Source organism: Sphingomonas sp. OK281 (assembly GCF_900115295.1).
Lineage (GTDB): Bacteria > Pseudomonadota > Alphaproteobacteria > Sphingomonadales > Sphingomonadaceae > Sphingomonas.
This window is the reverse complement of record NZ_FOVZ01000008.1, coordinates 41,734-67,906: the sequence shown is the minus strand read 5'-3', so window position 1 is coordinate 67,906 and position 26,173 is coordinate 41,734. Positions and strand designations below refer to the sequence as shown.

At 61.1% G+C, this 26,173-nt stretch carries 17 protein-coding genes and 3 pseudogenes; 8 read left to right on the top strand and 12 right to left on the bottom strand.

Annotated elements, in window-relative coordinates:
* Positions 1 to 180 precede the first annotated feature (180 nt).
* Positions 181 to 648, bottom strand: a complete 468-nt coding sequence (locus BM244_RS20410; RefSeq protein WP_093400842.1) for a winged helix-turn-helix transcriptional regulator — start codon at positions 646 to 648, stop codon at positions 181 to 183.
* A 166-nt stretch (positions 649 to 814) separates the two neighbouring features.
* Here BM244_RS20410 and BM244_RS20405 point away from each other — a divergent pair, with 166 nt between their 5' ends.
* Complete coding sequence (locus tag BM244_RS20405; RefSeq protein WP_093400759.1) at positions 815 to 2,407, top strand: alpha/beta hydrolase-fold protein; 1,593 nt, start codon at positions 815 to 817, stop codon at positions 2,405 to 2,407.
* 656 nt (positions 2,408 to 3,063) lie between these two features.
* Here the strand turns inward: BM244_RS20405 and BM244_RS20400 are convergent.
* Positions 3,064 to 4,002, bottom strand: coding sequence for a LysR family transcriptional regulator (locus BM244_RS20400; protein ID WP_093400758.1), 939 nt, complete (start codon positions 4,000 to 4,002; stop codon positions 3,064 to 3,066).
* An 83-nt stretch (positions 4,003 to 4,085) separates the two neighbouring features.
* On the opposite strand from BM244_RS20400, the gene BM244_RS20395 reads away from it, so the two are divergent.
* The 5 genes from BM244_RS20395 (at position 4,086) to BM244_RS20375 (ending at position 10,212) form a co-directional block, all read left to right on the top strand.
* Complete coding sequence (locus tag BM244_RS20395) at positions 4,086 to 5,138, top strand: Ldh family oxidoreductase (RefSeq protein ID WP_093400757.1); 1,053 nt, start codon at positions 4,086 to 4,088, stop codon at positions 5,136 to 5,138.
* Between the two features lie 75 nt (positions 5,139 to 5,213).
* A complete protein-coding gene (locus BM244_RS20390) occupies positions 5,214 to 6,527 on the top strand; it encodes an MFS transporter (protein ID WP_093400756.1) in 1,314 nt (437 codons plus the stop codon).
* A 46-nt stretch (positions 6,528 to 6,573) separates the two neighbouring features.
* Positions 6,574 to 7,848 carry a lactonase family protein gene (locus BM244_RS20385; RefSeq protein WP_093400755.1) on the top strand — a complete coding sequence of 425 codons (1,275 nt, stop codon included), beginning with the start codon at positions 6,574 to 6,576 and terminating at the stop codon, positions 7,846 to 7,848.
* 14 nt (positions 7,849 to 7,862) lie between these two features.
* Positions 7,863 to 9,359 carry an OprO/OprP family phosphate-selective porin gene (locus tag BM244_RS20380; RefSeq protein WP_175518334.1) on the top strand — a complete coding sequence of 499 codons (1,497 nt, stop codon included), beginning with the start codon at positions 7,863 to 7,865 and terminating at the stop codon, positions 9,357 to 9,359.
* A gap of 130 nt (positions 9,360 to 9,489) precedes the next feature.
* A complete protein-coding gene (locus BM244_RS20375) occupies positions 9,490 to 10,212 on the top strand; it encodes an ABC transporter substrate-binding protein (RefSeq protein WP_093400841.1) in 723 nt (240 codons plus the stop codon).
* A gap of 9 nt (positions 10,213 to 10,221) precedes the next feature.
* On the opposite strand, the gene BM244_RS20370 is transcribed toward BM244_RS20375, so the two are convergent.
* Positions 10,222 to 11,049, bottom strand: coding sequence for an IS5 family transposase (locus BM244_RS20370; protein WP_093400753.1), 828 nt, complete (start codon positions 11,047 to 11,049; stop codon positions 10,222 to 10,224).
* Positions 11,050 to 11,476: 427 nt separating this feature from the next.
* On the opposite strand from BM244_RS20370, the pseudogene BM244_RS23910 reads away from it, so the two are divergent.
* Both BM244_RS23910 and BM244_RS23675 read left to right on the top strand, forming a co-directional pair.
* A pseudogene (locus BM244_RS23910) lies at positions 11,477 to 11,818 on the top strand (alpha/beta hydrolase); the annotation flags it as partial.
* A gap of 205 nt (positions 11,819 to 12,023) precedes the next feature.
* Complete coding sequence (locus BM244_RS23675) at positions 12,024 to 12,449, top strand: hypothetical protein (protein WP_254784665.1); 426 nt, start codon at positions 12,024 to 12,026, stop codon at positions 12,447 to 12,449.
* Between the two features lie 145 nt (positions 12,450 to 12,594).
* On the opposite strand, the gene BM244_RS20360 is transcribed toward BM244_RS23675, so the two are convergent.
* From BM244_RS20360 to BM244_RS20325, 9 genes and pseudogenes are all read right to left on the bottom strand, one after another.
* On the bottom strand, positions 12,595 to 14,508 hold the full coding sequence (locus BM244_RS20360; RefSeq protein WP_093400751.1) for a CocE/NonD family hydrolase: 1,914 nt from the start codon (positions 14,506 to 14,508) through the stop codon (positions 12,595 to 12,597).
* Positions 14,509 to 14,664: 156 nt separating this feature from the next.
* Positions 14,665 to 15,763: pseudogene (locus tag BM244_RS20355) on the bottom strand (IS3 family transposase).
* A gap of 784 nt (positions 15,764 to 16,547) precedes the next feature.
* Positions 16,548 to 17,843 carry a sugar MFS transporter gene (locus BM244_RS20350; RefSeq protein WP_093400750.1) on the bottom strand — a complete coding sequence of 432 codons (1,296 nt, stop codon included), beginning with the start codon at positions 17,841 to 17,843 and terminating at the stop codon, positions 16,548 to 16,550.
* 59 nt (positions 17,844 to 17,902) lie between these two features.
* Positions 17,903 to 18,700: a substrate-binding domain-containing protein gene (locus BM244_RS20345; protein WP_254784663.1), complete on the bottom strand. Its 798-nt coding sequence runs from the start codon at positions 18,698 to 18,700 to the stop codon at positions 17,903 to 17,905.
* Between the two features lie 111 nt (positions 18,701 to 18,811).
* Positions 18,812 to 18,952, bottom strand: a pseudogene (locus BM244_RS23905) (LacI family DNA-binding transcriptional regulator); the annotation flags it as partial.
* A gap of 192 nt (positions 18,953 to 19,144) precedes the next feature.
* A complete protein-coding gene (locus BM244_RS20340; protein WP_093400748.1) occupies positions 19,145 to 19,969 on the bottom strand; it encodes a class I mannose-6-phosphate isomerase in 825 nt (274 codons plus the stop codon).
* Between the two features lie 121 nt (positions 19,970 to 20,090).
* Complete coding sequence (locus BM244_RS20335; protein ID WP_254784661.1) at positions 20,091 to 23,567, bottom strand: glycosyl hydrolase 2 galactose-binding domain-containing protein; 3,477 nt, start codon at positions 23,565 to 23,567, stop codon at positions 20,091 to 20,093.
* Complete coding sequence (gene uxuA, locus BM244_RS20330; RefSeq protein WP_254784660.1) at positions 23,564 to 24,769, bottom strand: mannonate dehydratase; 1,206 nt, start codon at positions 24,767 to 24,769, stop codon at positions 23,564 to 23,566. Before uxuA ends, BM244_RS20335 begins: the two co-directional genes overlap by 4 nt.
* Complete coding sequence (locus tag BM244_RS20325; RefSeq protein WP_093400747.1) at positions 24,766 to 26,079, bottom strand: gluconate:H+ symporter; 1,314 nt, start codon at positions 26,077 to 26,079, stop codon at positions 24,766 to 24,768. The genes uxuA and BM244_RS20325 overlap by 4 nt, the downstream gene beginning before the upstream one ends.
* Positions 26,080 to 26,173: the final 94 nt, after the last annotated feature.

The window sequence follows — 26,173 nt, the reverse complement described above, 5'->3', positions numbered from 1 at the left end:
CATTGCTTGGTATCTGCAGGGCCGGTGCAACGAGATATTCTTGGCGTTCTACCTCGACGCGTTCGACAAGCTGCGGATCAATGGGCAGCCGTCGAGCACGCTTGCGTGGCCCACGCGCGTCCGACTGGCACTGAACAGCTACGTCGAACTTATCCTGAACTTTCGGTGCTATATCCATTCTCATGATTCCATCGGGGGGCAATCCGACTGCCTCTCGTCGTAGAACCGTTTAGCGTCTTCGAGTTCGTCACGATGTTCGATCGACCAGTCATACACGGCCCGGAACGGTGTTTGCAGAGAATGTCCTAGTGGCGTGAGCGAATATTCCACGGCAGCGGGCGACGTCGCGAGAACTCGGCGTGCGATCAGTCCGTTACGCTTCAACCGGCGGAGTGCCTGCGTCAGCGCTTTGTGCCTGACGCCCTCCAATCGGCGCTTCATCTCATTGAAGCGTGCCGGTCGCTCCGAGGAAATGGTCACGATCATCACCGCCCCTTTATTTGCGACCTGATCGAAGAATGTGCGGGCAGCGCGGTCAGCAAAGAACACCGGGTCGACAGGGAATGGCACCAGATAGCCTCGCGTATACCTAGTACGCAACTCGCCGGCGATCTCTCCCCGTCCGTTCTTTCGATTGGCATCTGCCATCGAATTCGAGATCCAGACCATCGCCGTCCTTGCTCCACGCATCGGGGAAGGGGCAGATCGGTCGGAGTTGTCGACTAGTGGAAATAGCGAATTAGACACATATGTTAGCTTCGGATCGCGCATCCGGTTCCGACATCCGGATCGCCCGACCATCGATAGGACCTTCATGCGCCGCTTGCTCATTCTCGTCTCTGCCTTCGCCCTGCTGGGTGCCACGCTTCCCGAAACCCGCTTTACGGTTACCTTGCCGCCCGACGTCGCCATCCATGCCCGCGGACGGCTGTTGCTTTTCGCGGAACCGGCTACGTCGGACAATGCGAAGGACGAGACGGTGGATATCGGGCCTGACGCCGTGTTCGTAGCGGCTCGAGATGTTGCTGGTTTCAGCATTGGGCACAGCGTCACGATCGATACGGACGAGACAGCGTTCCCGAAGGGTTTTGCCACCCTGACGCCGGGCGCATACCGGGTGCAGGCGGTGCTCGATCGCGATGCGAGCTATGGATATGGCGGGCGGGGAAGCGGCGACCTGGTTTCGAAGGTAGTGACCGTTCGCTTCCCGCTCGCGTCGATGCCGTCGATCCCGCTCGACCACATAGAGGCACCCGAACCCGGTCAGTTCGACGTTACCGGACTGCCGCCACACGCCGCCGAACAGATCACCGCGTCGCGGCCGCATCTTCATGACGAGCGAATCGCTTCGCCCCTGCTGACGCATTTTCGCGGTACCGATCAGACCATCGCCGCCTGGGTGCTAACGCCACCTGGGTATGATCCCAAGGCTCGCGTGCGCTATCCCACGATCTACATGGCTGGAGGCTTTGGCGCGAACCACAAGCTCAATGGCCAGCAATTGTCGAGCCAGTGGCATTTGATGAAGACGGGCGTCATCCCGCCAATGATCTGGGTGTCGCTCGATTTCGCAACTCCGATCGGAACGACCGAGTTCGCTGATAGCGTCAACACCGGACCCTGGGGGCAGGCGCTGGTCAGCGAGGTGATACCTGCGTTGGAGGCCCGCTACCGGATGGATGCGAAACCATCGGGGCGCTTCCTCACCGGTCACAGCTCGGGCGGCTGGTTCGCCTTGTGGACGATGGTACAGCACCCGGCATCGTTTGGTGGAAGCTGGCCTACCTCACCCGATCCCGTTGACTTCCGGAACTTCACCGGCGTCGACCTCTATGCGTCGGGTGCGAACATGTACCGAGATGGCACCGGCGCAGCGCGCCCGCTGGAACGCGATCGGGGCACCGTCCGGACGACCATCGAGCAGGCAGCGAAGCTGGAAGCGGTCTTGGGCCCTGACGGCGGACAGCTCCGTTCGTTCGAATGGGTTTTCTCCCCGCGCAGTTCCGACGGCACGCCCGCTTCCCTGTTCGATCGCACTACCGGGGCGATCGACCTGCAGGTAGCGGCTTATTGGCGCGACCATTATGATATCGGTCACCGCATCGAGACGGACTGGCCGCGCCTGAAGAGGGATCTGGACGGCAAGGTCCACCTCACGGTCGGCGCGCTCGATTCCTATTATCTAGACGGATCCGTCCGCCGGCTCGAAGCCGCCTTCCGCAAGGTCGGTGGACGCGCCGACTTCACCTATGTCCCGGGCGCGACGCACAGCATGGCGCAAGTCTACGCACGGAACGGCGATCGAACGGCGTTGTGGAAGGACATGACCAGCCAGATGTACGCGATCGCACGACACCGAGAATGGGCTGCACCATCCGAACCGCCTGGTTCAGCCCGTCGGCCATAGCTCGGGGCGATCAGCACACTCGTTTCGGACGATCTCAAAAATTCCTTACCATTCGTCTAAGCGCGGGGGGTGATCGAACCCAGTGCACATAGCGGTGCTCTTGCGAATGTCGTCTCCCAAATACGCATAAATCCTGACGACGTTCACCGCCGACACCGGAAGGATGGACGAAATACCGGAAGCCTCGAAGCGACCCTGCCAATGTAGTCCGATCGAGTGATCGATGGATCGCGCCGCCGTCGATCAGGTGTCGTGCCCGTAGAGCCCAGTGGCTAGAGCCGCTCCACTTGCGGTCTGCCGACCACCTAGCGGATGCACGACTTGTGGCGCTTCTTCAAGCGTGGTTGGCCCCATTCTCTAGATTCTAGCTTTGTTACCCCCAAGCAGCGCCATATGGCGCCGGCGCTGGACGCGTTGGTTAGAGCGCTATGCTTACGCATTGCCGATCCAGACATCTGAAAAGCAGAACCAGGTTCGTTTGATTTCGACATTATCCGTGGTACACGGTCAAGCTCTGGACTTTGAGCGATCGTCTTGTAGCTTCCAAAAGCTCCCCCCCATGGTATCCCTGAATTTCAGTTTTGATGATGATATCATCGGTGCTACGTGAAGCTCCTACGGCGTTTTCTTGGCCTGGAAGAATATGAGAGCGACCTCTACTGATTTTGGTTGCGTTCTAGCGTCAAGACCTCTTGCAGTATCTTGTCCATTACCCGGTCATAGCTTGAATTGATCGGCCAAAGTAACCCTAGGTTCCGCACCGGCGCCAGAGCGCCGAGGCCGTGTTTAACAATTCCCAGTCCCGCCGGCCAAGGTATGGACCGGTCTGGAACGAGTGAGACCCCAAGCCCACGATCGACAAGGACTGCGATAGCGTCCAGCGCGTCCAACTCGACCCGCTCATTCGGCTGAATGCGCTCGCGCCGCAGAAAGGTCTCGGCGATCTGCCCCGACCATAGCAACCGATCGTAGCGAACGAAGGGACGCTCCCTCAACAGCATCAAGGGGTCTAACTCTTCCTCTGCGCCGTCAGCTATGACGACGAACTTCTCCTCACGTAGCGCGTGCCAGACAAAGCCCTTGGGCAATGTCCACGGTGGGTGGAACAGGAATGCTCCATCGACACTGGCATCGTTCACCATCGCGAATATCTGCGATGATGATCCTTTCTGAACGGTAATCTCGAGATTTGGATATTTTCGCGCGATCTCCGGAAGTACGTCACACAGCACCGTAGTTATTGCTGTCTGTGCGACGCCGAGTCTCAATTGACCATGCGGTTCCGCCTCGTCCGACAGCATCTTGAGCTCGCGAAGATCGCGTAGAATTGCCTCGGCTCTAAGGGCTACGGCCGCTCCCGACGACGTCGGCCGGGCAATACGCCCCGACCGCGTCATCAACGCGAAACCCAAATCCTTTTCCAGCGATCGGATCCGCAGCGCCAGTGTGCTCGGCGCGATATTAAGATGGCGTGCTGCCGCCACGACTGAACCATGCTGGGCGAACGCCACGAAGCCAGCGAGGAATTGGGTATCCACTGAACAGGTTTCCTGAGCTTTGAAAGCGGCTTTGCCTAGCTTTTCCGGCCAGGTCAAACCGGTAGGACAGGCTCACATTAAATCAGATTTGCCGACGCGGAGCCGCGACGAGGCATGTCGAAGATGGAGAGCCCGACGCCATGACAGACATCGAGAGCAAAGTTCTGACTGAGGACGCACTTCGAGACATTTCTGTCGCTGCGCTCCGAGGTCTGGGATTATCCGCCGACGACGCGAGGCAAGCGGCACGTGTCCTCGTGCTCGCAGAAATGTTCGGTCTTGGCACCCACGGAGTTGGGCGGATCATATCGTACGGCGAGCGCTTGCGGATCGATGGGATCAGCGCCCGACCCAACATCGCGGTAGAGACCGTGGCTCCGGCCATCGTCCGCGTCGATGGAGACAACGGCGTAGGACCCTTGGTTGGCATGCATGCGCTTAGGGCCGCGATGAAAGCCGCATCGGAAACCGGCATCGGATTGGCTCTAGCGCGCGGTAGCAATCACTTTGGCCCGGTGTCCCCCTATTGCTACTTTGCAGCACAGGAAGGATTCGCGAGCCTCATCGGTAGCAACGCCACGACGACCATCGCTCCCTGGGGCGGGCGGGAGGCGCGCCTTGGCAACAGCCCCTGCGGTTTCGGCTTTCCCACGCCAGGGGGCGATCCGATCATCCTGGACATGGCCGTCAGCGTTGCAGCGCGTGCCAAGATTCGCAACGCGGCCGCAGCGGGCCAGCCGATTCCCGACACATGGGCGACAGACAAGGAGGGCAAGCCGACGACCGACGCGAACGCGGCGCTCAACGGGTTCCTCCTGCCAATCGGTGGGCACAAGGGATACGGATTGGCGCTCGTCGTAGATCTGCTCGCGGGGCTCCTCTCGGGGGCGGCCTATCTGACTCACGTAAAGTCCTGGGTAGACAATCCCGAGCAGCCTCAGGATCTCGGTCACTACTTCCTGCTGATCGATACCAAGCGGTTAGGATCGAGCAACTGGCTGTCGTCACGGATGAACGACTTCGCCGAGATCCTGCATTCGACCCCGCCCGCCGATGCCGCTGCACCTGTGCTGTTGCCGGGCGAGATCGAAAATCGGAATCTGAAACGGGCACGGCAGGATGGAATCCGGCTCAACCCTACGCTCCTGTCCGAACTCAGGACGCTGGGCAAAGGCGTGTCCGCCGCCGTCTAGACCGCATTCGACGCCGAGCGAACCTCGGCATGGCCAAGACCCCGGCAAACTGGGCAGGCACGAGAGGGAATACTCATGGCCAACGGTGCCAACCCAGGTAACGGATCGTCCGGTTCCGAAGCAGACATCGAAACCTTGAAGGCTGTTGCCTTCCGCAAAGTGATATGGCGGATGCTGCCGATCCTGACGCTCGGATACGTCTTCAATTTTCTCGACCGGACGAACATCGGATTTGCCGCGCTTCAGATGAACCGCGATCTTGGCCTGACCGCAACCCAGTTCGGGTGGGGCGCGGGCATCCTGTTTATCGGGTATTGCGGTTTCGAGATACCAAGCAACATGCTGCTCTACCGGTTCGGGGCACGGCGCTGGATAGCGCGCATCATGATATCATGGGGCGTGCTGTCCTGCGGGATGTGCCTCGTCTCGGGACCCATCAGCTTCTACATAATGCGTTTCACGCTGGGGGTCGCCGAGGCTGGCTTCTTTCCGGGCATAGCCTATTTCCTCTCCGCTTGGTTTCCAGCCGAGTATCGAGCGAGGATTCTGTCGTGGTTCCTCGTCGCCATCCCGATATCATCGGTGATCGGTGGGCCGCTGGGTGGCATGATGCTCGGTATCGACGGTGCGCTCGGACTTGCCGGCTGGCAGTGGCTCTTCGTCATCGAGGGCTTCCCCGCCGTCATTATCGGCTTCTTCGTGCTGCGGCTTCTGTCGGATCGTCCGCAGGAAGCAACCTGGCTCACGCCCGAGGAGCGCGACGTCATCATCGCGAGCCTTGAGAACGAAAAGCGCGAGCAGGCCATACGCCGCCTGGGTCCTGCTTTGAGAGATGTAAGGGTCTGGTTGTGCACCCTGATCTATCTCGGTTTCACTGTGGGATCCTACGGTGTGCAGATCTGGCTACCGCTGATCCTGAAGGAGCAGCATCTGTCGGACATGCAGATAGGCTGGATTTCCGCCGTGCCCTATCTGGCAGCAGCCATAGGCATGATCATATGGGCACGCTTTGCCGACCAGTCGAACAGGAAGATCTCTAACCTCGCTTTGTGCTGTCTGCTTGCGGTCATCGGCTTTCTCATAGCGATTTCGACGGGGCGCTTTGATCTGTCTCTCTTCGGCCTCACCGCCGCTCTCGTCGGTGTCACTGCGGCCCGCGCGATCTTCTGGTCGATCCCGACCAAGTTCCTGACCGGCGTGGCCGCTGCCGGCGGCATCGCCTTCATTAACACGATCGGAACGACGGGCGGTTTCTTCGGACCGATGATCGTCGGTTACATGAAGGACAGGACCGGCTCGTTCGAGGCGGGCCTGCTCGTGATGAGCGGTTTCCTGGCCGCCTCGGTCGTCTTCTCGCTTCTGCTGAAGCGGATCATCCGCGACGCCTGAACCGCGGCCTTCAGCTCATTCCAATCAACAATCGGGGGACGTCACCATGACCGACCGGAGAACCGTCTTGACTGCCATTGCCAGCTGCCTCGCTATGCCAGCTACGGCGTATGCCCGTCGCAGCATCGCCGGCGCAGATGACGGCGTCGTCCTGTACGCCAACGTGGGGGCCGGCCTCACACTCTATGACGTCGACGTGAAGGCGCTGACGCTGACGCCTCGTGAGACCGTAACGTTGCCTGACGCCGTACAATATGTGTGGCCACATCGGACGCGGCAGTTCCTGTACGCAATCACCAGCGACACCGGCCCTGGCAACGGAGCCTCGGCCGGTAGTTCGCACCATCTGCAAGCTTTGCGCGTCTCGCTGGAAAGTGGTGCGCTCTCGCTTCACGGCCCTGCCGTCGCTCTGCCATCGCGACCGATCCACGTCAGCACCGACGTCCCTTCGGACCACGTCCTGGTGGCGTTCAACAAGCCGAGCGCGATGCGGATCTACCGCATAAACCTGGACGGTACCGCCGGAACCGAAGTCGAGCAGAATGCGGTAGTCGATTTCGGAATCTACGGGCATCAGGCACGGGTATCGCCCGACAATCGGCTAGCAGTCCTGGTGACTCGGGGTAACCAGGGAACGTCTATCCACGCCGAAGAGCCAGGCGCACTGAAGTTCTTCGCTTATCACGACGGCCGGATCGCGAACGAACGATCAATCGCTCCCGATGGTGGCCGGAATTTCGGGCCACGGCATCTCGATTTCCATCCAACGCGTCCGTGGGTCTATCTGTCGATAGAGACGCAGAACCAGATCGCGTTGTTACGGATGCGCGACGGCTCGATAGAGCCGGAACTGCTGTACCGGACCTCGACATTGCCGTCGTCGGGCGGAGGGCCGGCTCGCCAGGCGGCCGGCCCGATCCACGTTCATCCGAATGGTCGCTTCGTCTACGGCTCAAATCGTGCCGAACAGACCGAGTCGACGCACGGTACCGATGTCTTCAAGGGTGGCTTAAACGGCATCGTCGTCTACGCGATCGATCAGCGCACCGGTGAACCTCGCGCGATCCAGCACGTGGATACTCACGGCATCCACCCCCGTACCTTTCATATCGATCCTAGTGGGCGAATGCTGGTGGCAGAGCACAACCTGCCTGTGATGGTTCGCGACAGGGACACCCTGCGGCGGGTGTCGGCCGGGCTATCGGTCTTTCGTATCGCGGATGACGGGACGTTGTCCTTTGTTCGAAAGTACGACGTCGATGTCGGCCATCGAAGCATGTTCTGGATGGGCATGATGTCGCTTCCCAGTGCGGCCGCCTGATCATGCTACGATTCATGGCTGCCATCGTGGCGACCAGCGCTCTCGTCGCCGTTACGCCGGCACGGGCACAGGACGCCGCGCTCGAACGCCTGGTGCGGGAACAGGCGATCCTGCTCCAGCTGCAACAGGCGCGTATCGATGCGCTAGAACGCTCGGTACAGGCCATTTCCGCTACGAACGGGGGACGGTCGCAGGCACGCGAATCAAGTTCTACAACAACGCTCATGCCTCGTGAACTCGCGCAGGGCGGCACCAGGCGCGCCGAACGGGCCGACGCGCTCCGGCAGGTTCCCGCAGGTAATGCCGCGCTGCGGCCTCCATCGGACCCGCTGACATCACCGTCGCAATCCGGTCAGGTCGCCGGTGGAGACGAGGTGTTCGACTGGAAAAAGGGCCTCCCGCAAGTCGTGAGCCAAGACGGGCGATTCGCCTTTCGCCTGCGGGGGCGAGCCCTGCTGGACCTTTCGACGACCTTCGGCTCGCGTTTCGACGCTCGCAACATCACCGGCACCGAAGCGCGTTCGGTTCGCCTCGGAGTCGAAGGACGCGCCGGCGACAAGCTCGCCTATCTGGTCGAAGCGGATTTCGCGAACAATCAGACAGCACTCCGGAGCGCGTATCTCGCCCTGACGGACAAATGGGGAAAAGCCAGTTGGGAGCTGTCGCTTGGCAACCGCCTGACAGACCGGTCCTTTGACGGTGCATCGAGTTCCGACAGCCTTCCGCTACTCGAACGTAGCGCAGCCGCGCTGGCGACCGCGCCACGAAAGGGGTCGTTCGGGTTGGGCGCGACGCTCAAGGCATTCGCCCCCACGTGGCATGCCGCCGTGCAGATCGCAGGAAACGACGTCAGCACCAACGGAAGCGTCAGCGACAGCGCGACGTTTACCGGCCGGGTCCATTGGAACCCCTGGCGCTCGCAGGATGCCATTATTCATCTTGGCACTTGGGCCTACCGCGAGAACTTCTCCTCGGGCGTCACGGGGGTTGCGCTCGCGACACAGGTTGGCGGTCGCTTCAACGATCTCGTCACGACGCAGGCAATGAGCCTACTCAACCCGGATCACGGCAACGCCTTTGGGTTCGAGGCGGGCGGAACGTGGAAGTCGCTCTGGATGTTCGGAGAATATGCGAAGCGCGACCTTTACGCCCGTGGCGAAGTCGGGGCAGGGGTGACCGCTGGGTCGATTTCGACCGGTTACTACCTGACCGGAGAGAAGGCCCCTTACGTGGCGCGGACGGGGACGTGGTCGAAGCCGCGTGTACTACACCCGATCGCCGAGGGAGGCTCTGGCGCGGTCGAGATAGCCGCGCGTTATGATCGGCTCGACTATTCGGGTCTGACGGGCGCCGATGGCTGGTCCGCCACCTTGGGAGCCAACTGGTATCTGATGGACTGGGTGCGCCTCTCGCTCGACGGCATATCATGGCATACGAACAACCGGACCGGCACGTTCATCGGAGGTGACGATGGGAACACGGTCTACACTCGGGTCCAGGTGTCCTTCTGAAGCAGCAGGATTTCACGAGGCTAGCGGTAATTCACGACGATATCCTCGCGCCGAGGTCAACATGCATTCGGTATGGGGAAAGGACGTCCGGTTGCATGTCTACCCATGGCCCAAAACGAAGGACGAAAAGATGAACTCTGAGCTACGAGCGGCGTTTGCGCCGACAGGAACGTTGCGGGTCGCCATCAATCTTGGCAACCCTATCCTTGCAGGACGGAGTCTGGATACCGGAGAGCTTCATGGCGTTTCCGTTGATCTTGGGGAAGCGCTTGCCGCCGAACTCGAAGTTCCGTGCCTCCTCATTCCCTATGATGCGGCCGGCAAGGCGTTCGCTGGGTTGCGAGACGACGCGGTAGACATAGCCTTTTTTGCGCACGAGCCGGCGCGCGCCGCCGAAGTCGCGCTGACTAATCCCTATGTCCTGATCGAAGGGTGCTATCTTGTCAGAGAAGGCTCGCCGGTCCTCCGGAACGAGGATGTTGATCGCGAAGGCGTCCGGCTGGCCGTGGGTGAAGGTAGCGCCTACGACCTGTTTCTCAGCCGCACGTTAAAACAGGCGACGATCGAACGTGCGCCGACATCACCTGCAGTCGTCGAATATTTTCTGGACAACAACTGCGATGTCGCGGCTGGCGTCCGTCAGCAGCTGGAAGCCGACGCCGCTCGAACGACGGGGCTCCGGATACTTCCAGAACGGTTCATGACCATACGGCAAGCCATGGCTGTGATGCCATCACGCGGGCAGGATGCTATCCGGTTCCTGGAAGCCTTCGTCGAACAGAAAAAAACGTCGGGGTTCGTTTTGCGATCGTTGCATCACAATGATGTTCAAGGCGCTAGTGTCCCGAGCTGAGAGCCCGACTCATAATTCGAGCTTGGCTATACGGCGCGTCATCCGCCTAATGGATGAGACGACCATCCACGCTTCGGACGATGCGATGGATGCCTCCCAGTCCTTGGCAAGGCGCCGACACCGGTTGAGCCAAGCCAAGGTGCGTTCGATAACCCAGCGCCGGGGCAGAATGACAAAGCCCGCCAGATCGGACCGTCTGATGATTTCGAACGTCAGCCGATCGATGTGCGCGACTGCCGCTTCGAGCTTCTGTCCGGCATAGCCGCCATCGGCGAACACCCTGGCAAGGGTGGGATACGCGTCGCAGGCCCGCTCGATCAGGCCCGGAGCCCCGTCGCGGTCCTGCACATCGGCACCGTGGACCACGCCCTCCAGCACGTTGCCCAGTGTGTCGGTTACGATATGGCGTTTACGACCTTTGATCCTCTTGCCCGCGTCGTAGCCGCGCGGTCCACCCGCCTCGGTGGTCTTCATCGACTGACTGTCGATGATGCCTGCGCTCGGTTCAGACCTGCGGCCTTCCGATACCCGCACCCATGCCACCAGCACCGCGTTGACGGCATCGAGCAGGCCGTTGTCGCGCATTCGGTAGAAATGATACTGCACCGTCGTGAAGGGCGGGAAATCCTTGGGTAGCTGCGCCCATTGGCACCCGGTCGCCGCGATATACTGGATCGCATCCCACAAGGTCCGCGCCTTGTGCTTGCGCGGCCGTCCCACCCTGGAGGTCCGCCTCAACAACGGGCGGACGACAGCCCATTCTTCATCGGTGCAGTCGCTTGCATAGCGCAGCCCGCTTCTGTCATGTTCGCGCCGAGCGGTTTTGGTCCAGCCCATGTGATCCTCGTGGTCTTCGTAACCCTCGGTGAATCACAAGCCACTGAAATCGCTCAACTCAATTTTCGGTCGGGCTCTGAAACCCGACCAGACGATCGATCTCGACGCGGATGTCCGGGCGTTCCCGCAACCGTTCGAGCGCGCGCCGGCCGGCCGCTATGCCGTCCAGGTCGTGCTCGACCGAGACCATAGCTACGCACGCGACGGTCGCGGAGGCGGTGATCTCGTGAGCACTGTCGCCATCCTCGATCTGCCAGCGGGTGGAACCTTGTCGCTGGACAAGGAACTGCCGGTCGTGGACCCCTGGACGCTCCGTATCGGTGCCTCGGCGAAAGCCGTCGCCAATACCGCGGCGGCACGTCCTTCGATACGAAACTTCGCCGTGCGGAGCGAGGCGCTCTCCGAGTTCTGGGGCCGGCCGATCGCGATGAAGGGCTATGTCGTTCTGCCGCCCGGCTATACGCCGGGCGGGCGGCGTTATCCCGTAGCCTATTGGTTTCACGGTTTCGGCGGGCCACCATGGAATCTGACGCAGTTCGCGGTCCGTTTCCAGCGCCTCATGGCGCGTGGCGAGATGCCGCCGATGATATGGGTGATCCCCGACATGACGACGCCGAACGGAACCTCGGAGTTCGTCGATAGCGTCAACAACGGTCCCTGGGACGCGGCGTTCACGCGCGAGCTTCTCCCATATATCGATCGTACCTATCGGACCGATGCCCGCCCGGGAGCCCGCTTTCTGACCGGTCATTCGTCAGGCGGATGGGCCAGCCTGCATCTCCAACTGGCCCATCCGCGGCTCTTTGGAGAGACATGGTCGACCTCGCCCGACCCGGTCGACTTTCACGCGTTCATTCAGGCGGACATCTACTCGCCGGCGGCCAACGTCTTTCGCGGAAGCGACGGGCAGCCACTGCCGCTTGTTCGGGAGGGGCAGAGCGTCGGCCTTCGAGACTGCGGCGCGGATCGAAGACGTGCTCGGTTCCTATGGCGGCCAGTTCGCCTCGTTCGACTGGACCTTTTCGCCGCGCGGAGAGGATGGGCGCCCGCAACCGATGTTCGATCGTTCAACGGGGGCGGTCGACCGCACCGTCGCGGCGTACTGGCGGGCACATTACGATCTTGCCGCGAGCCTGGACCGTCTCACCCCTGCGGACCGACAGGCGCTTGTCGGCAGGATCCATCTTTGGGTTGGCGGCAGCGACACCTTCTATCTCGACAGCGCGGGGCGGCGATTTGACGGGGCCGCAAAGTCCGCAGGGATCGATGCCACCGTTACGATCATCCCCGGTCGTTCGCACGCCGACCTATATACCGTAGGCACCAATGAGCTTGGTCTATTCGACACCATCGCAGCCCAGATGCTGGCGGCGTCACGGCAATCCGCCGGACGGCGATAACGGCGTCGCCAACGCGAGGGCGCCGTCAGCAACGGCGCTCTCAGTGCGCGCTCCCCGCGTTTAATAGTAGATCTCGGTGGGCAGGCGTGTCGGCGGTAGGCAGAGACTTCGATTCATGGGAGAAGCACCGCAATTATAGGACGATTCACGGTTTAGAGGTCGACCTTCCGACAACTGGCAGCAAGACCGCACTGGCCTGTTCGCCCCCGAAGACCACCGTCATCGTCGTCTTCCTATAATCGCTGGGACGGGCAAAAAAGATGTTGGGAACGAAAGTCTGCGGGTTGCGATCGTAGAGCGGAAAAAGCGACGACTGGACCTGAACCATGATTCGATGGCCGGGCTTCACGGTGTAGTTCACGGTCGGCAGCCGGAACCGATATTCCTGCACCTTACCTACCGGGATCGGACTTGGGTGCTCGAAACTCCGTCGATAGCGACCGCGGAAGATGTCCAGGCTGAACGGCAGCTGGTAGCCCGCCAATTCGGGATGCTCGGCATCGGTCGGCGGGTAGACGTCGATGACTTTCACGACGACATCCATGTCCGTGCCGGTCGTCTTCATGAACAGGTCGGCGATCGGTGCGCCTTCGAGGCGAACCGGATGGTCGAGGATCGGCGTCTGGTAGCTCAACACGTCCGGACGGGTGGACACGAAGCGCTGATCGTGGACAAGCCAAGTAGCCCACGTGGCATGATCGTCCATTTTGATAGGCAACGGCTCGAATGGAACCGGCTTGGATGGGTCGGAGACGTAGCCGTTTTCCCCACCTGCCGCCTTTGCGAACGACAGGGCGCCTGCGTCCTGAAGGTACAGGGGAGTGAGTGCGTTGGACCCAGCGCCGGGCCAGTCCGCAAACGTGTCCCAGCGGTCTTCGCCGGGATCGTAGATGATGACGTTAGGCGTCGGCCGGGCAGGCTTTCGATCCCGCAGATAGGTATCGAAGAACGGTAGCAGCACCTCCTGGCGGAACCAGGCGGTCGTGTCTGTGCCCCATTTGAACGGTCCGATATGATCGCCGGCGCTGTTGATCTGGCTGTGCCACCACGGACCCATCGCGAGATGGTTCGTGCTCCCGAGGCCCTTGGCCTTGAGCGCCTCCCAGCTATGGACCGTGCCATAGATATCTTCCTGGTCCCACAGGCCCTGCAGCCACATCGTCGGTACCGTCGACGGGTGCGCAGCCACGATTTTGTCCAGCGCCTGGCCCTGCCAGAGAGCATCGTACGCCGGGTGTGCCGAGAGACGCTGGAACCAAGGTAGTCGGTCGATTCCGTGTTTTACCGCATAATCGCCGGTCGAGCCCGCATCGAGCAGTTCCTGGTAGTCGTCCGACTGTTCACGGGAAACCGATGCGCCCTTGCCTTTTCGTCCGTTCCAGGTGGTGAACCAGTCAAGATTGTTCTGGCGGAATGCCCCATAGTGGAACCAGTCATCGCCCATCCAGCCATCTATCATCGGGCTTTCGGGAGCCGCGACCTTCAACGCGGGGTGCGGGCCGAGCAGGGCCATCACTACCGTCCAGCCACCATAGGATGATCCGATCATCCCGACGCGGCCGTTCGACTCCGGGACATTCTTAATGAGCCAGTCGGTCGTGTCGTATGCGTCGGTCGTATCGTCGGTGCGAGTGGGGTTGAGCGGGCCGATCGGCGGCCGTGTCATCACGAAAGTGCCCTCCGATCCGTGCTTTCCGCGTATGTCCTGCATGACCATGATGTATTTGGCATCGGCCCAGATCCGATCGCCCGGAAATAGCCGGTCGCGTAGGTTTGGACTGTTCCCGGCCATGATCGACGTCGCATCATAAGGTGTCCGCTGCAAGATCATCGGCGCATCTGCGGCTCCCTTGGGCACGATAATGAGCGTGTGCAGCTTCAAGCCATCGCGCATGGGAATCATGACGTCGCGAAGGGCAAAGTCCTGAACCGGCAATGTTTCTTGCCAATCCTTTGGAATGTCGCTTTCAAGCTGAATCGGGCTGACCTCCCTTACCTGGGCGGGCGCGACCTGACCGATCGCCAGGAGAGATGTGATGAGGAAGGCGCTGGATGACATCGGTTTGTCCTTCGGAAGTCATTAAAGCAGAAGGTAAAGGAATTAGCTTGCCTGAAACTTGGGTGGCGATTTGCCATCTAAATTCAATAAGATGCGTGGTGTTCCGCCTGAGGGTCCCCCGGTTTCTCATCCAACCTGAAGGTGAGTTTCCGGCGTTCATTCGGCCGCTTTGATGGCCGCGGCAGCAGCATATTCGACCGGCGTCATCCAGCCAAGAGATGTGTAAGGACGCCTCTCGTTATAGTCCCGTCGCCAAGCCTCGATCTTGGCTCGAGCGTCGGCGATGGAGAGGAACCAATGCGCGTTCAGGCATTCGTCGCGAAGGCGATTGTTGAACGACTCTACGAAGGCATTGTCCGTCGGCTTGCCCGGTCGGCTGAAGTCCAACGTCACGCTATTCTCGTACGCCTAGCGGTCGAGTGCCTTCGAGATAAATTCGGACCATTGTCCACGCGAATGGTCTTGGGAGCGCCGCGGTTCGACTAGATCCGTGCCATCGCCTCGACCACCTGTTCGCCCTTAATGCCTTGGTCGACGTCAATTGCCAGAGCTTCGCGCGTGAAGGCGTCGACCACGGTCAGCGCTCGTAACCGCCGACCGTCGAACAGGGCGTCCGAGACGAAATCCATCGACCACATCTCGTTCGCCGCCAGCGCCGCAGGTTGCCGCTCGCGGTTGGCAGCGCTGACGTTGCGCCGGGGCCTCTTGAGCCGAAGGCTCAGTCCATCATCACGGTAGAGCCGGTAGACGCGCTTGTGGTTCACGATCCATCCTTCCCTGTCCAGCAGGATGTAGATCCGGAAATAGCCATAGCGCGTTCGCGTCGCCGCCAGATCACGGATGCGCATCACCAGCGGCGTCTGATACGGCTTGTGCGAGATGTAGCGCACCGACGACCGCTCGACGCCCAGCGCCGAGCAACTGCGCCGCTCGCTTACCGCGTGGGACGCCTGGACGTGCGCGACGAGCTCGCGCCGTCGTCCAGGCGTCAGAGCTTTTTTGACAAGACGTCCTGCAGGATGTGCTTGTCCAGACTGAGGTCCGCAACCAGTTGTTTCAGCTGTCGGTTCTCATCCTCGAGCTGCTTCAGGCGCCTCAGCTCGCCGACACCGAGACCGTCGTACACCTTCTTCCAGCGGTAGAATGTCTGCTCCGAGATGCCCATCCGCCGGATGACTTCGGCCACCGGTGTACCAGTTTCCGCCTGTTTCAACGCGAAGGCAATCTGCTCGTCTGTGTACCAAGATTTCTTCATGTCCAGCTCCTTGCCCGAAGGCTTCTCAAGGCCGGAAAACTCTCGCTTAAAATGGACCAAAAACAGGGGGGACGTCACTACCGACGAACGGCGTATGTTGGTCGGCAGCTGCCGCACCCCCATGTCGTAAAACACACGATAGTCGCCAATCGGGGTTGGCGACGGCGTTTTACGACGATCGAGATGATACCGTCCGAAATCACCTGTTTGTCGCACAATGGTGATTACGACCGGGTTTTCCACACATTGGGCCGTTGAATGGCAACAGTGGAGGAGAAGCTGCCCGACCGCTATTGGGAAGGCACATGGCGTTAGCGGACGTCGCCTGATGCTGCGGCCTTTCTCAAAAGGATCCAGGCCGTCCGAAAACTCGCCCGTGATCAAGGTCCGTACGATCCGCCGCTGAGAAATGGGTAGGGACCAGCCTTTTCGGGTTTTTATGCTCTGATGAGGCCGGAATAGGCTGTCACAAGGCGATATCCGGCGTCATGACAGCAGACGTGGCGAGCCGGATTAGGGCTGCGCCGCCTGGATCATCCTACCGGCCTTACCGAGCGGCTGAGATCTCCATTTTCCCAAAAACCGTTCTCAAAATCATTATATCAAAATCACGGTCGGCACAGATTTATGGGAAGGCTGTGGCTGTAAAAAAAGGGTATACCCTAACTGGCATTTGAATTTTCGACTGTCCCGTCAGGGTCCCGAGGCAGTACTTTAGGCAGGAAAACAGATCTTGTTTGTACACTATCAAGCGCCAAGCGCTGTCTCGTAAACGAACGTCCAGTTAAATCGTAACTTTGGTGGCCGGGGCTCGAGCATAAAGCCCATAAGCCAGGATCAGCGCGTAGCAGATCGCCGGGAGCAGCAGCGCGAAGTGTAAGCTGCCCGACTTGTCCGCCAGCATTCCCGTCAGATACGGGATGATCGCGCCACCGACGATCGCCGTGGCGATCACGCCAGAGCCTTCCGCGGCACGCTTGCCGAGCCCTTCCGAGGCCAGCGAGAAGATCGTCGGGAACATCACCGCGTTCATCAGGCCGATCGCCAGCAGCGCCCAACCCGACAAAGCGCCCTCGGTGTTCGCCGAGATCAGGATCAGCGCCAGCGTGCCCGTCGCGACGCCGGCGAGGACCTTGCCCGGCGACACTTTGTTCAGCACGTACGCGCCGATGAACCGGCCGAGCAACGCGCCGCCCCAGTAGAACGGCACGTGCTTGCCCGCCCCGACGTCGCTCAGGCCCATCACTCTCGGCTGCATCAGATAGTTCACAATCAGCGAGCCGACCGCGACTTCGGCGCCGACGTACAGGAAGATGCACGCCGTCCCCATCGCGAAGCGCGGGCGCTTCAACAACGTGAACGCGTGGAAGATGCTGCCGGTCTGGTCCTGCTCCTCGTTGAGCCGGTTGCGACGGGTCCACACGACCGCAGCGACGATCAGCAGCGCGATCGCGAGGCCGATATAGGTGTGGACGACAGTCCGCGACGACTCCGTGCGGTACGTGTCGAGCGCGGCGCCGGTGAGCGTCGAGGAATCGACCGTCGCCAGCCCGCCGAGGATCAGCGCGGAGCCGACATACGGGAAGATGGTGGTGCCGAGCGAGTTGAATGCCTGCGCGAAGGTCAGCCGGCTCGACGCCGACTTGGGATGGCCGAGCGCCGAGATCAGCGGGTTGGCAACGACCTGCACCACGGTGATGCCGGCACCGAGCACGAACAGCGCGAACAGGAACATGCCGAAGCTCGCCTGCCCTGCGGCCGGGATGAACAACAGGCAGCCCGCGGTCATCGTCACGAGGCCGATCGACGCGGTCCGCATGTAACCGGCCTTGCGGACGATCGCGGCGGCGGGGATCGAGAACAGCGCATAGGCGAGGAAGAACGCCGACTGGACCAGCATCGCGGTCGCGTGGTCGAGCGTGAACAGCTCCTTCATCTTGGGGATGATGATGTCGTTCAGCGAGGTGATGCCGCCGAAGATGAAGAACAGCGCGAACACAAACACGCGCAGGTCGGGTGCGTCATAGCCGTGGCTGGCATCGCCGTCCGCCGCTAAAGCAGACTCTGTATTGACGTGCATCGTTTCAAATCCTCGTGGCACATTGTGGGTAACGAACAGAATTCTAGTTTTACTTGTGTCTAGTATTGACTTAGAGAAGATTTCTTGGTGGCGGATGCCCAACTGCTCGCTCGCCAGATCAGTTTTACAGGAACGGCTGGCAGCTTATATTCTTCACCAGCTATCATTCGAAGAAGTGCTTCAACGAGGGAACTGCCCGCAACGGCGCCGTTCTGCTCGACCGTGCTCAGCGGGGGAACCGTGTATGGTGCGGAACCAATGCCGTCGAAGCCGATAACGGCAACATCTTCAGGGATGACGCGACCGCATTTGTTAAGCGCCTGCATCGCTCCCACAGCAAGTCCATCCGATGCCGCGAAGATGGCGTCGAACGAGACATCGTTGTTCATCAGATCCAGTGTTGCAGCATATCCTTGAAGCTCACGGGTACCCGTCAATCTTGCCTGTGCTTCGAAGACTGGAAGACGCTGCTCAGTCATGACGCTAATGTAGCCGGAACGGCGATCTCGATACGCGTGCTGGCGACGCCAACCTGGGCCCAAGAAGATGATGCGCCTGCGACCCGTCGCAACCAAGTGGTGAACAGCAGTCGCCGCACCTGTATGATTGTCACATCTCAGCGTTGGAAGGACGTTGTCCGGACTTCCCCAACAGATGACGTTTTCGCCCTGGGATCGCGCCTTTGAAAAGAACCTCCAGCCCGCTGAGTTTCTTGCGGTCCCGATAACGATGATCCCGTCCGCAATTCGGTCTTGGCAGTAGCTGGCGAAGAAATTGGCAGGATCATGTTGAAAGGAAACCAGAATCTCCTGGTCGTGGTCAGCCGCTGCGGCCGCGACGTGGGCGAGAATGTCCATGTAGAACGAGTTGATCGGAGCGCCACGAACACCGGGATCGCCTAGGATGACGACCGCAATACGTCCCGTTGCGCTGCTTCGCAGGCTGACCGCTCGCTGATCCGGTCGATAGTTTAGCACTGCCGCCACCTCCAGGACGCGTCGGCGGCTTTCGATACTGACGCCTTCGCTGCCGCGCAGGGCCTTCGAGACGGTCGATTGGGATACCCCGGCCCCCTCGGCGACGTCGAACGAAGTGCATCTTCTGGTCATCCGGCGATCAACTCGGCCGGGAGCCGCTGATGCTGGATCCTGAACACCATGCTGTCCCTAAGCCCACTCAACACTGAGCCGCACTCATCAGGCGACCCGCGAACAGCGTGGCGTCACTATCGTCGCTGCGCGACGCAACACGTCTACCCCAAGTGACGTGAGACATGTCGCGTCCGCTCGCCTCTAGCCCGGTCAAATCCGGGCCGCGCCAGGGTAGGCGAACAGGAGATCCGCATCGTCCGATGCGACCAGATCCTCGTTTCCCGTCACGATAAGACATTCCCCTGCCTTCCAGGCGATCCCGCCTACGCTTCCCGTGCCGCGTACCGGAACGAGCCAGCCTCGGGCATTCCCAGGCATATCGATCCTCCGATCACTGCCGGTCCAGCGTTCGAGAACGAACGTCGGGCCTTCGACCAGTATCTCACGGCCGGGTTCGACGACCCCGCCTTGGGGCTCCGCCGTCCAAGGATCGAGATCCGCTACAGCGACGCCGTCGTCCAGATGGAGCTCTCTCGGTCGGCCGTAGTCGAACAGGCGATAGGTTGTATCGGAGTTCTGCTGAACCTCGATCAGCGTGAGACCCGCCCCAATTGCGTGTACGACCCCGGATTTCGAATAGAAGAAGTCGCCTGGCTGGGCCGGCTTCCAGTTCAGTCTGCCTTCCAAGGTTCCGTCTTCCGCGCTTGTACGCAGAACCTCTCGGGTCATCGGCTCCAAAGGACCTAAAGCGATCGTCGAGTCTGGCTCCGCGTCGAGTATGATCCAACACTCGTCCTTGCCACGCGGAAGGCCACGTTTTGCGGCTTCCATGTCGGAGGGATGATTCTGCACGGATAGCTTTTCGCTCGTGAACAGATACTTGATCAGAAGCTCCGGGTCGGACAGTTCGGAGGATTGAAACCAGATCTCCCCGATTGGTCCATCGTTCTCCGCCGGGTCCGTGAAGCCCCCGTAGAGGCTGTGGCGACCCCAGGGTTTCTCCACTCGTTTCGTCGTGAGCAGCTCAGCAGGCATGTCGTGTGTGTTCCTGATCGAGAAGGGTGGGTGGCAGGCCCTCTTGGCCGGCCATTCGCCGAAGGTGGGCAGGTGGAGGTGGATTCGGATCTCTGGTCGAACCGACGCTCTCTCCCGGTTTTCAGCCGCCCTTTCGGGAGAAAAAGGGAAGCGACGCGGGTTCGACGTTCCAGCCCCGGACCCGAAGCTCACAGAGCTTTCGGTCAGCCGGTATCTGCAGACGCAGTCGTCTCGTTTCGCCGGGGAGAAGGGAGACGTAGTTGTCCGTGAAGTAGGCAGGTAGTATCTGCACTCCCGCCGCATCGAACGGCGTCAGCTTTGCTTGGAGCACGGGTGAGGTGGAGGTGTTGCGTATGATGACGTCGATCCCAGCATCGGAATTTGGTGACGTGCCACCAAACGCGATCTCCAATCGGATCCTGGGCAGGTCGTCGAGCGCCTTAAACGCTGCCGGATCGCTCGCATCCCAGTAGAGGTTCTCCGACAACAGAACGCCTTTGGCGCTCGTCGCCGTAAGCTTGACGAACCTCAATCCACCATCCCTACCGATGTCGAGATCACGTATGTCGGCTATGTCATCGGCTGCGGCGCTAACCACGGCCGACTTCGTGGCTAGTTCCTGCCCGCTGGGCGATACGATGCGAGCGGTGACTGTGACGTCCTGCAACGGGGCATTGGTAGTGTTCACGAGCATTAGGCTGCGATCCGGCAAGTTCATCTGTATATGGATGGGCTCCGTCCCCTTACGCGTTCCATAGAAAGAAGCGTGCGTGTCGTAGTCGGACGAATAGATCTGAAAATTCGCCGATGGCCATGCGGGATGCGACATCCAGAGCATGCGGGCGCTGTTCGTTTTCCACAGCCCGGCATTCATGCCCTCGAAGATCGCACGATGCGACTCGTAGTTCAGCAGCTGAGCCTTGCGCTCGAAGTCGGGCAGGCTCGTCGCCTCCCCCAGGCGCAGCTTCATCGCATCCATGAAGCTGGCCACCGAGACCGCTCGTTCCTGATGCCAGTCATGGTAGGCCCAAGTGTCGTTTATAGGCCATTGATCGGCCCCGGGGACCGCCCTCTGCCACGCTTCGAGCGTGGGAAAGCTCGGCGTGCCTACTTCGACCGCGAAGCCCTTCGCGAAATCGGTGAAGTAGCCTTCCGGGGAACGCCAGTTGTATGGCCCGGATCCGCCGAGGTTTATGATCCGTGACGAACCCTTGTAAAGTCGGCCTCCATCCTCCTCCCAGATCATGTCCTGCAACGCCGTCTGCAGGATCGGCTGGGGTACGCCCTCGTTACGACCGATCCACATTACGATAGACGGATGGGTCCTGAAACGTCGGACGACGTCGCGCGCGTTCTCCAAGAACAGAGGGACGTCCTCGGCTTCCGCGTTGTTGTCCTGCGTGGACTCCCAGAAATCGTTGAGGACCATCATGCCGTATTCGTCGGCGAGCTGGAAAAAGTTCTCCTCGGTGCTCTGGCCCATCCAGTTTCGGATGATGTTCAGACCGGCGTCGCGGTGAAGGCGAAAATACGGTTCGAGCCGCTCTCGCTCCACCCGCTTCATCATCTCGTCCATGCCCCAGTTGCCGCCACGCGCCGCGATCCGGACTCCGTTGACTCTCAGGACGAGGTTCGGAGAAAGGCGCGGGTCGCTGATGACCTTGCGGACCGCCGGTGACAGCTCGGAACCGGGCCGCAGCGAGTTCGCCCACCCGTTGGGGACCTTTCGAAGAGCCGCGTTCCGCTCGTCGATGATTGGGGTCCCAAGTCGCTTCGCCTCCGCGAGATCGACCTCGACGCGCTCCAGGTCACCGTGCTGATCAAGCGAGGACAGTTCGTAGGTCACCTTCCGCATTCCGAAGGACAGCTGCCGTCGATCGGACACCGTGCCCCCAGCATTCACGGCAAGCCTGAGCTGGTGCAGCGCCGGGGCGCCATATCCGTTTGGCCACCAGAGCTTCGGGTTCCGAACGTGCAGGGCGGCGTGTTCCGATGGGTTGAACCGCGCCGTCACGGTCGACCTAGGCGGTACGCTGATCCGGCGAGCGACGGAGACATCGTCGAAGGCGGCGCTCACGGTCGTATCCAGCGCGGTATCACTAATGTTCGTCACAGGCACGTCGATGAAGACATCCGCAAGCGAGTTATCGTCCTTGGGCAGATCCGTGGACACTTCGGGATCACCGATAGCCAAGGCACCTGTAGATTGCAGTTCGACGCCTTGCCACAACCCGGTGTTGCGGTCGCGGATGCCGGGTATCCAATCCCACCCCTCACTGGCGGTGAAGGTCGGGCCATCGATCATCATGGCGCCGCCATTCTCGCCCCGCCCGCCCGTCATCGACTGCTCATGGGGGATGCCGGGATGGGGCGGCGGGGATACGCGGATCGCTATCGCGTTCGACCTACCGGGCATCAGCAGGCTCGTAACGTCGAACCGACCTCGCACGAAAGCGCCTTTGACGTCCCCCACCCGTCGACCATTGACCCAGACATCGGCATGATAGTTGACGCCGTTCAGAACAAGATGCTGCCTCTTGCCCTCTTCCGTTCGAGGAAGGGTGAATTCGGTCCGATACCAGTAGTCCTGCCGCGCTAGCCGTTCGGGGATGGCCATGTTGTTCAGTCCCACGCGCGGGTCCGGATAGACCCCACGATCGACCAGGGTCGTCAGCGCGGTTCCGGGGACCGTCGCGTGAAACCATGTGCTCGCATCGTAGCCAGGGCTCGATAGCAGCTTCGGCGTGCTCGAGACGTTCGGAGCTTCGACCATTCTCCAGCCGTTGACCGCGAACAGGCCATCTCGAACCGGAATCAGCGGGCTGCCTTCCACCGCGGGCGAGGGCTGAGGGTGCGAGAACGGCGCGATGCCCTTCGGAAGGGTCCAGGCACGCTGCGGCACGGCCTCACCGTACTGCGTTCGCACCTGAAGAGGCCAACTGGGGCTGTTTGTCTCGAAACGGACAAGATTCTCGTCCGGCACGACTGCAGCCTCACCACGTATCCGTTCGGCGGAGTAGGCCTGCGGAGCGGCAACGAAAGCCGCGAGGCGGCCAACATAGCCTGGCTTGCCGAGCGTGCGGGAGCCGAGCACTATCAGCGCTTCGGGCGAGGACGCCGACGTGGGCGCTTTACCGACTTCGCGTCCATTAACGTAGAGATGGGCTGTTCCGCCGTCGCTGACTGCGACCACGCGGTGCCATCTGCCGATCTTGAGCGGCCCACCGCCTCGGAGGGATCGTCCACCCATTGATAAGCTCAATTGTCCATCGACCAGATCCAACGAGCGCGAAGCATCGTCCCCGGGCCTGCCGACGCCGGCGACCTCGACCCGGCCAGGTACGAGCCTTGCCGGTTTGATCCAGGCAGACATCGTCCATGCCGAGCCTGCGGGAATGTGCTCGCCTTCGGCATAGCCCTGAGCGCGCTTCGATATGGTGTCCCCACCAGCGATGAACTCGGCGTCGTAGGGGCCAAACGCATCCAACTTCGGCTGCTGGAGTCGCGGGGAAGCCCAGTCAACCTGCTGTGCGGTCCCGGGGACCGTTCCGCCCGCCACTACCGCCAGAAGGACGCTCTTCAAGACGATGCGCTTCACTGCGATTCTCCTTCATGGGCGGCAATGCCGATTTCCAGCCCGCGCAGTTCGGCGAGCCCCCTGAGCCGCCCAATCGCGGAATAGCCGGGGTTGCTTCCCGACTTTTTCAGGTCGTCGAGCATCCGGTGACCGTGATCCGGACGCATCGGGATCGAACGCCGTCCCGACATTGATATCGAACGGATAGCCTTCATGATCGCGACCATGTCACTGGACCCACCCAGGTGTGTGGCCTCGTGGAATCCGCCACCTGTTTCGCGCCGCACGTTTCTGAGATGGAGAAAGTGAACACGGTCGCCGAAGCGGCGCATCATCGCGGGCAGATCGTTCTGCGCGGCGACGCCGAAAGAGCCGACGCAGAAGCAGAGACCGTTGGAGACGTTGGGCACGGCGTCGAACAGCTTGCCCAGGTCGTCCGCCGATCCGACCACTCGCGGCAGGCCGAAAAGCTCGAAAGGTGGATCGTCGGGGTGGATCACCAGTCGCATGCCGAGGTCGTCCGCGAGCGGGCATACCGCGCGCAGGAAGCCGAAAAGGTTCTCGCGCAGCGTCTGCGCGTCGATCTGTGCGTAGCCTTCTATCGCCGCAAGGAATTCCGCGGAACCGAAGCTCTCCTCGCTACCGGGCAGTCCGGCGATGATCGTGCGCTCCAGGCAGTGGCGCGCTGCGCTGTCCATCGAAGCGAAATAGACTGCGGCGCGAGCCCTGACGTGATCGGAATAGCTCCGTTCGGCCGAAGAGCGTCGCAGGATATGAATGTCGTAGGCCGCCAGCGCTTCTGGTTCGAACCTCAAGGCCAACGCGCCATCGGGAAGCTCGTAGGCAAGATCGGTCCGCGTCCAGTCGAGAAGCGGCATGAAGTTGTAGGTCACTGTCGTGACGCCACATGCATGGAGGTTGACCAAGCTCTTTTTGTAGTTAGCCAACGCGTCATCCCGGCCCGGGCCGCCAAGCTTGATCGCCTCGTGAACCGGCAGGCTTTCGACCACCGACCACCTGAGACCGGCCTGCTCGATGAGCGCCTTGCGATGCGCGATCGCCTCGACAGGCCACACCGCACCATTGGGTATCTCGTGCAGCGCCGTGACGACGCCCGTGCACCCGGCCTGTCGAATGTCGGACAATGAGACAGGATCAGGCGGGCCGAACCACCGCATTGTCTGTTCCATGGGGTATGGAAACGAAAGGGACCGATCGTTCATACGATTAGGCTCAGCATGAGAGTGAAAATCAGGCCGAACACGCCGACCAGGGTCTCCATGACCGACCAGGACCGGAAGGTATCCGCCAGGCTCAGTCCGAAGTATTCCTTGAACATCCAGAAGCCAGAGTCGTTGACGTGGCTGCACATCAAGCTGCCGGCACCTATGGCGAGAACCATCAGACTGGAATCGACATGCTGCGAGGCCACCAACGGCTGCACCATGCCGGCCGCGGTCAGGCCTGCTACCGTGGCCGATCCCAGAGCCAGCCGGATTGCGAGGGCGATGGTCCAGCCGAGAACGAGAGGCGGAACGTGAAGTCCTGAAAGCCAGCCGGCCAGCGCAACATCCGCCCCGCCGTCAATGAACACCTGCTTGAGCGCGCCAGCGCCTGCAATGACGAGAAGAATGCCGGCGATGTCCTTGATGGCGTCGACCGAGCCTGCGGACATGTCGGAAGCGCGCCTGCCTTGCGCAACGCCGAGCACGATGGTCGCGATGAGTAGCGAACTGAGCATCACCACGTTCGCATCGCCTGCGACGGCAGCCGCCATCAGCACCTCCGGCCGCATGCCGTCAAAGGACGTGAGGAGGGTTGCACCGGCTAGCAGCGCGACCGGCAGGAGCGCGACCCCGAAACTGGCGGCGACGCCGGGAACACGAAGACTTTGCGAGCTACTGTCCGGCCGGGACATATGCGGCTTCGCCACTATGCCCTTCAGCGTATGGGCGAACAACGGCCCGGCAATCAGCAGCGTAGGAATCCCAACGATCAGCCCATAGACGAGGGTCCTACCCATGTTCGCGCCAAAGAGCCCGACGAGGGCGGTCGGGGAGGGATGGGGCGGCAGAAACCCATGGGCGATCGACAGACCGGCCAGCATCGGTATTCCGAGATATACCGCAGGCAGGCTCGAGCGCTGCTGGACCGACAGGATGAGCGGCACCATCAGAACGAAGCCGACGTTGTAAAACAGCGGAATCCCGACAAGGAACCCGGAGGCCGCCAGGGCAAGCGTTATCCGCTTTATCCCCGCAATGCGTATCAGCGTGTCCGCGATCCTGCGTGCAGCACCGCTGTCAGCGACGATCCTTCCGAACATGGCTCCAAGACACAGGATCGCGGTCAAGGAGCCGAGCATGTCACCGATACCGTGGTTCAAGCTGGTGGTGATGCTGGTCATCGGACGCCCGAGCAGCAGGGCCGCGACGATTGCGGCGATAAGGAACGCCACGAAGGGATGCAGCTTGACGACGGAGATCAGAAGCACGAGCGTCCCCACCGCGACCAGCACGGCAAGCAGGGTCATATTGAACCCCGGCGGATCACGTTGCACTGAGAACCTGGTTCGGAAACATGCCGATCCACGCATCCTTCCGAACCGCTACTCATCGGCGACAGCG

Bases quoted from the DNA above. Each gene is read 5' to 3' on its own strand.
- BM244_RS20340 (WP_093400748.1), bottom strand. From the start codon at position 19,969: ATGCCTGCTGAGCTGCTCACGACGAAACGAGTGGAGAAACCCTGGGGT.
- BM244_RS20375 (WP_093400841.1), top strand. From the start codon at position 9,490: ATGAACTCTGAGCTACGAGCGGCGTTTGCGCCGACAGGAACGTTGCGG.
- BM244_RS20370 (WP_093400753.1), bottom strand. From the start codon at position 11,049: ATGGGCTGGACCAAAACCGCTCGGCGCGAACATGACAGAAGCGGGCTG.
- BM244_RS20380 (WP_175518334.1), top strand. From the start codon at position 7,863: ATGGCTGCCATCGTGGCGACCAGCGCTCTCGTCGCCGTTACGCCGGCA.
- BM244_RS20405 (WP_093400759.1), top strand. From the start codon at position 815: ATGCGCCGCTTGCTCATTCTCGTCTCTGCCTTCGCCCTGCTGGGTGCC.
- BM244_RS20325 (WP_093400747.1), bottom strand. From the start codon at position 26,079: ATGACCCTGCTTGCCGTGCTGGTCGCGGTGGGGACGCTCGTGCTTCTG.
- BM244_RS20385 (WP_093400755.1), top strand. From the start codon at position 6,574: ATGACCGACCGGAGAACCGTCTTGACTGCCATTGCCAGCTGCCTCGCT.
- BM244_RS20345 (WP_254784663.1), bottom strand. From the start codon at position 18,700: ATGGACATTCTCGCCCACGTCGCGGCCGCAGCGGCTGACCACGACCAG.
- uxuA (WP_254784660.1), bottom strand. From the start codon at position 24,769: ATGAACGATCGGTCCCTTTCGTTTCCATACCCCATGGAACAGACAATG.
- BM244_RS20390 (WP_093400756.1), top strand. From the start codon at position 5,214: ATGGCCAACGGTGCCAACCCAGGTAACGGATCGTCCGGTTCCGAAGCA.
- BM244_RS20360 (WP_093400751.1), bottom strand. From the start codon at position 14,508: ATGTCATCCAGCGCCTTCCTCATCACATCTCTCCTGGCGATCGGTCAG.
- BM244_RS20350 (WP_093400750.1), bottom strand. From the start codon at position 17,843: ATGCACGTCAATACAGAGTCTGCTTTAGCGGCGGACGGCGATGCCAGC.
- BM244_RS20410 (WP_093400842.1), bottom strand. From the start codon at position 648: ATGGCAGATGCCAATCGAAAGAACGGACGGGGAGAGATCGCCGGCGAG.
- BM244_RS20395 (WP_093400757.1), top strand. From the start codon at position 4,086: ATGACAGACATCGAGAGCAAAGTTCTGACTGAGGACGCACTTCGAGAC.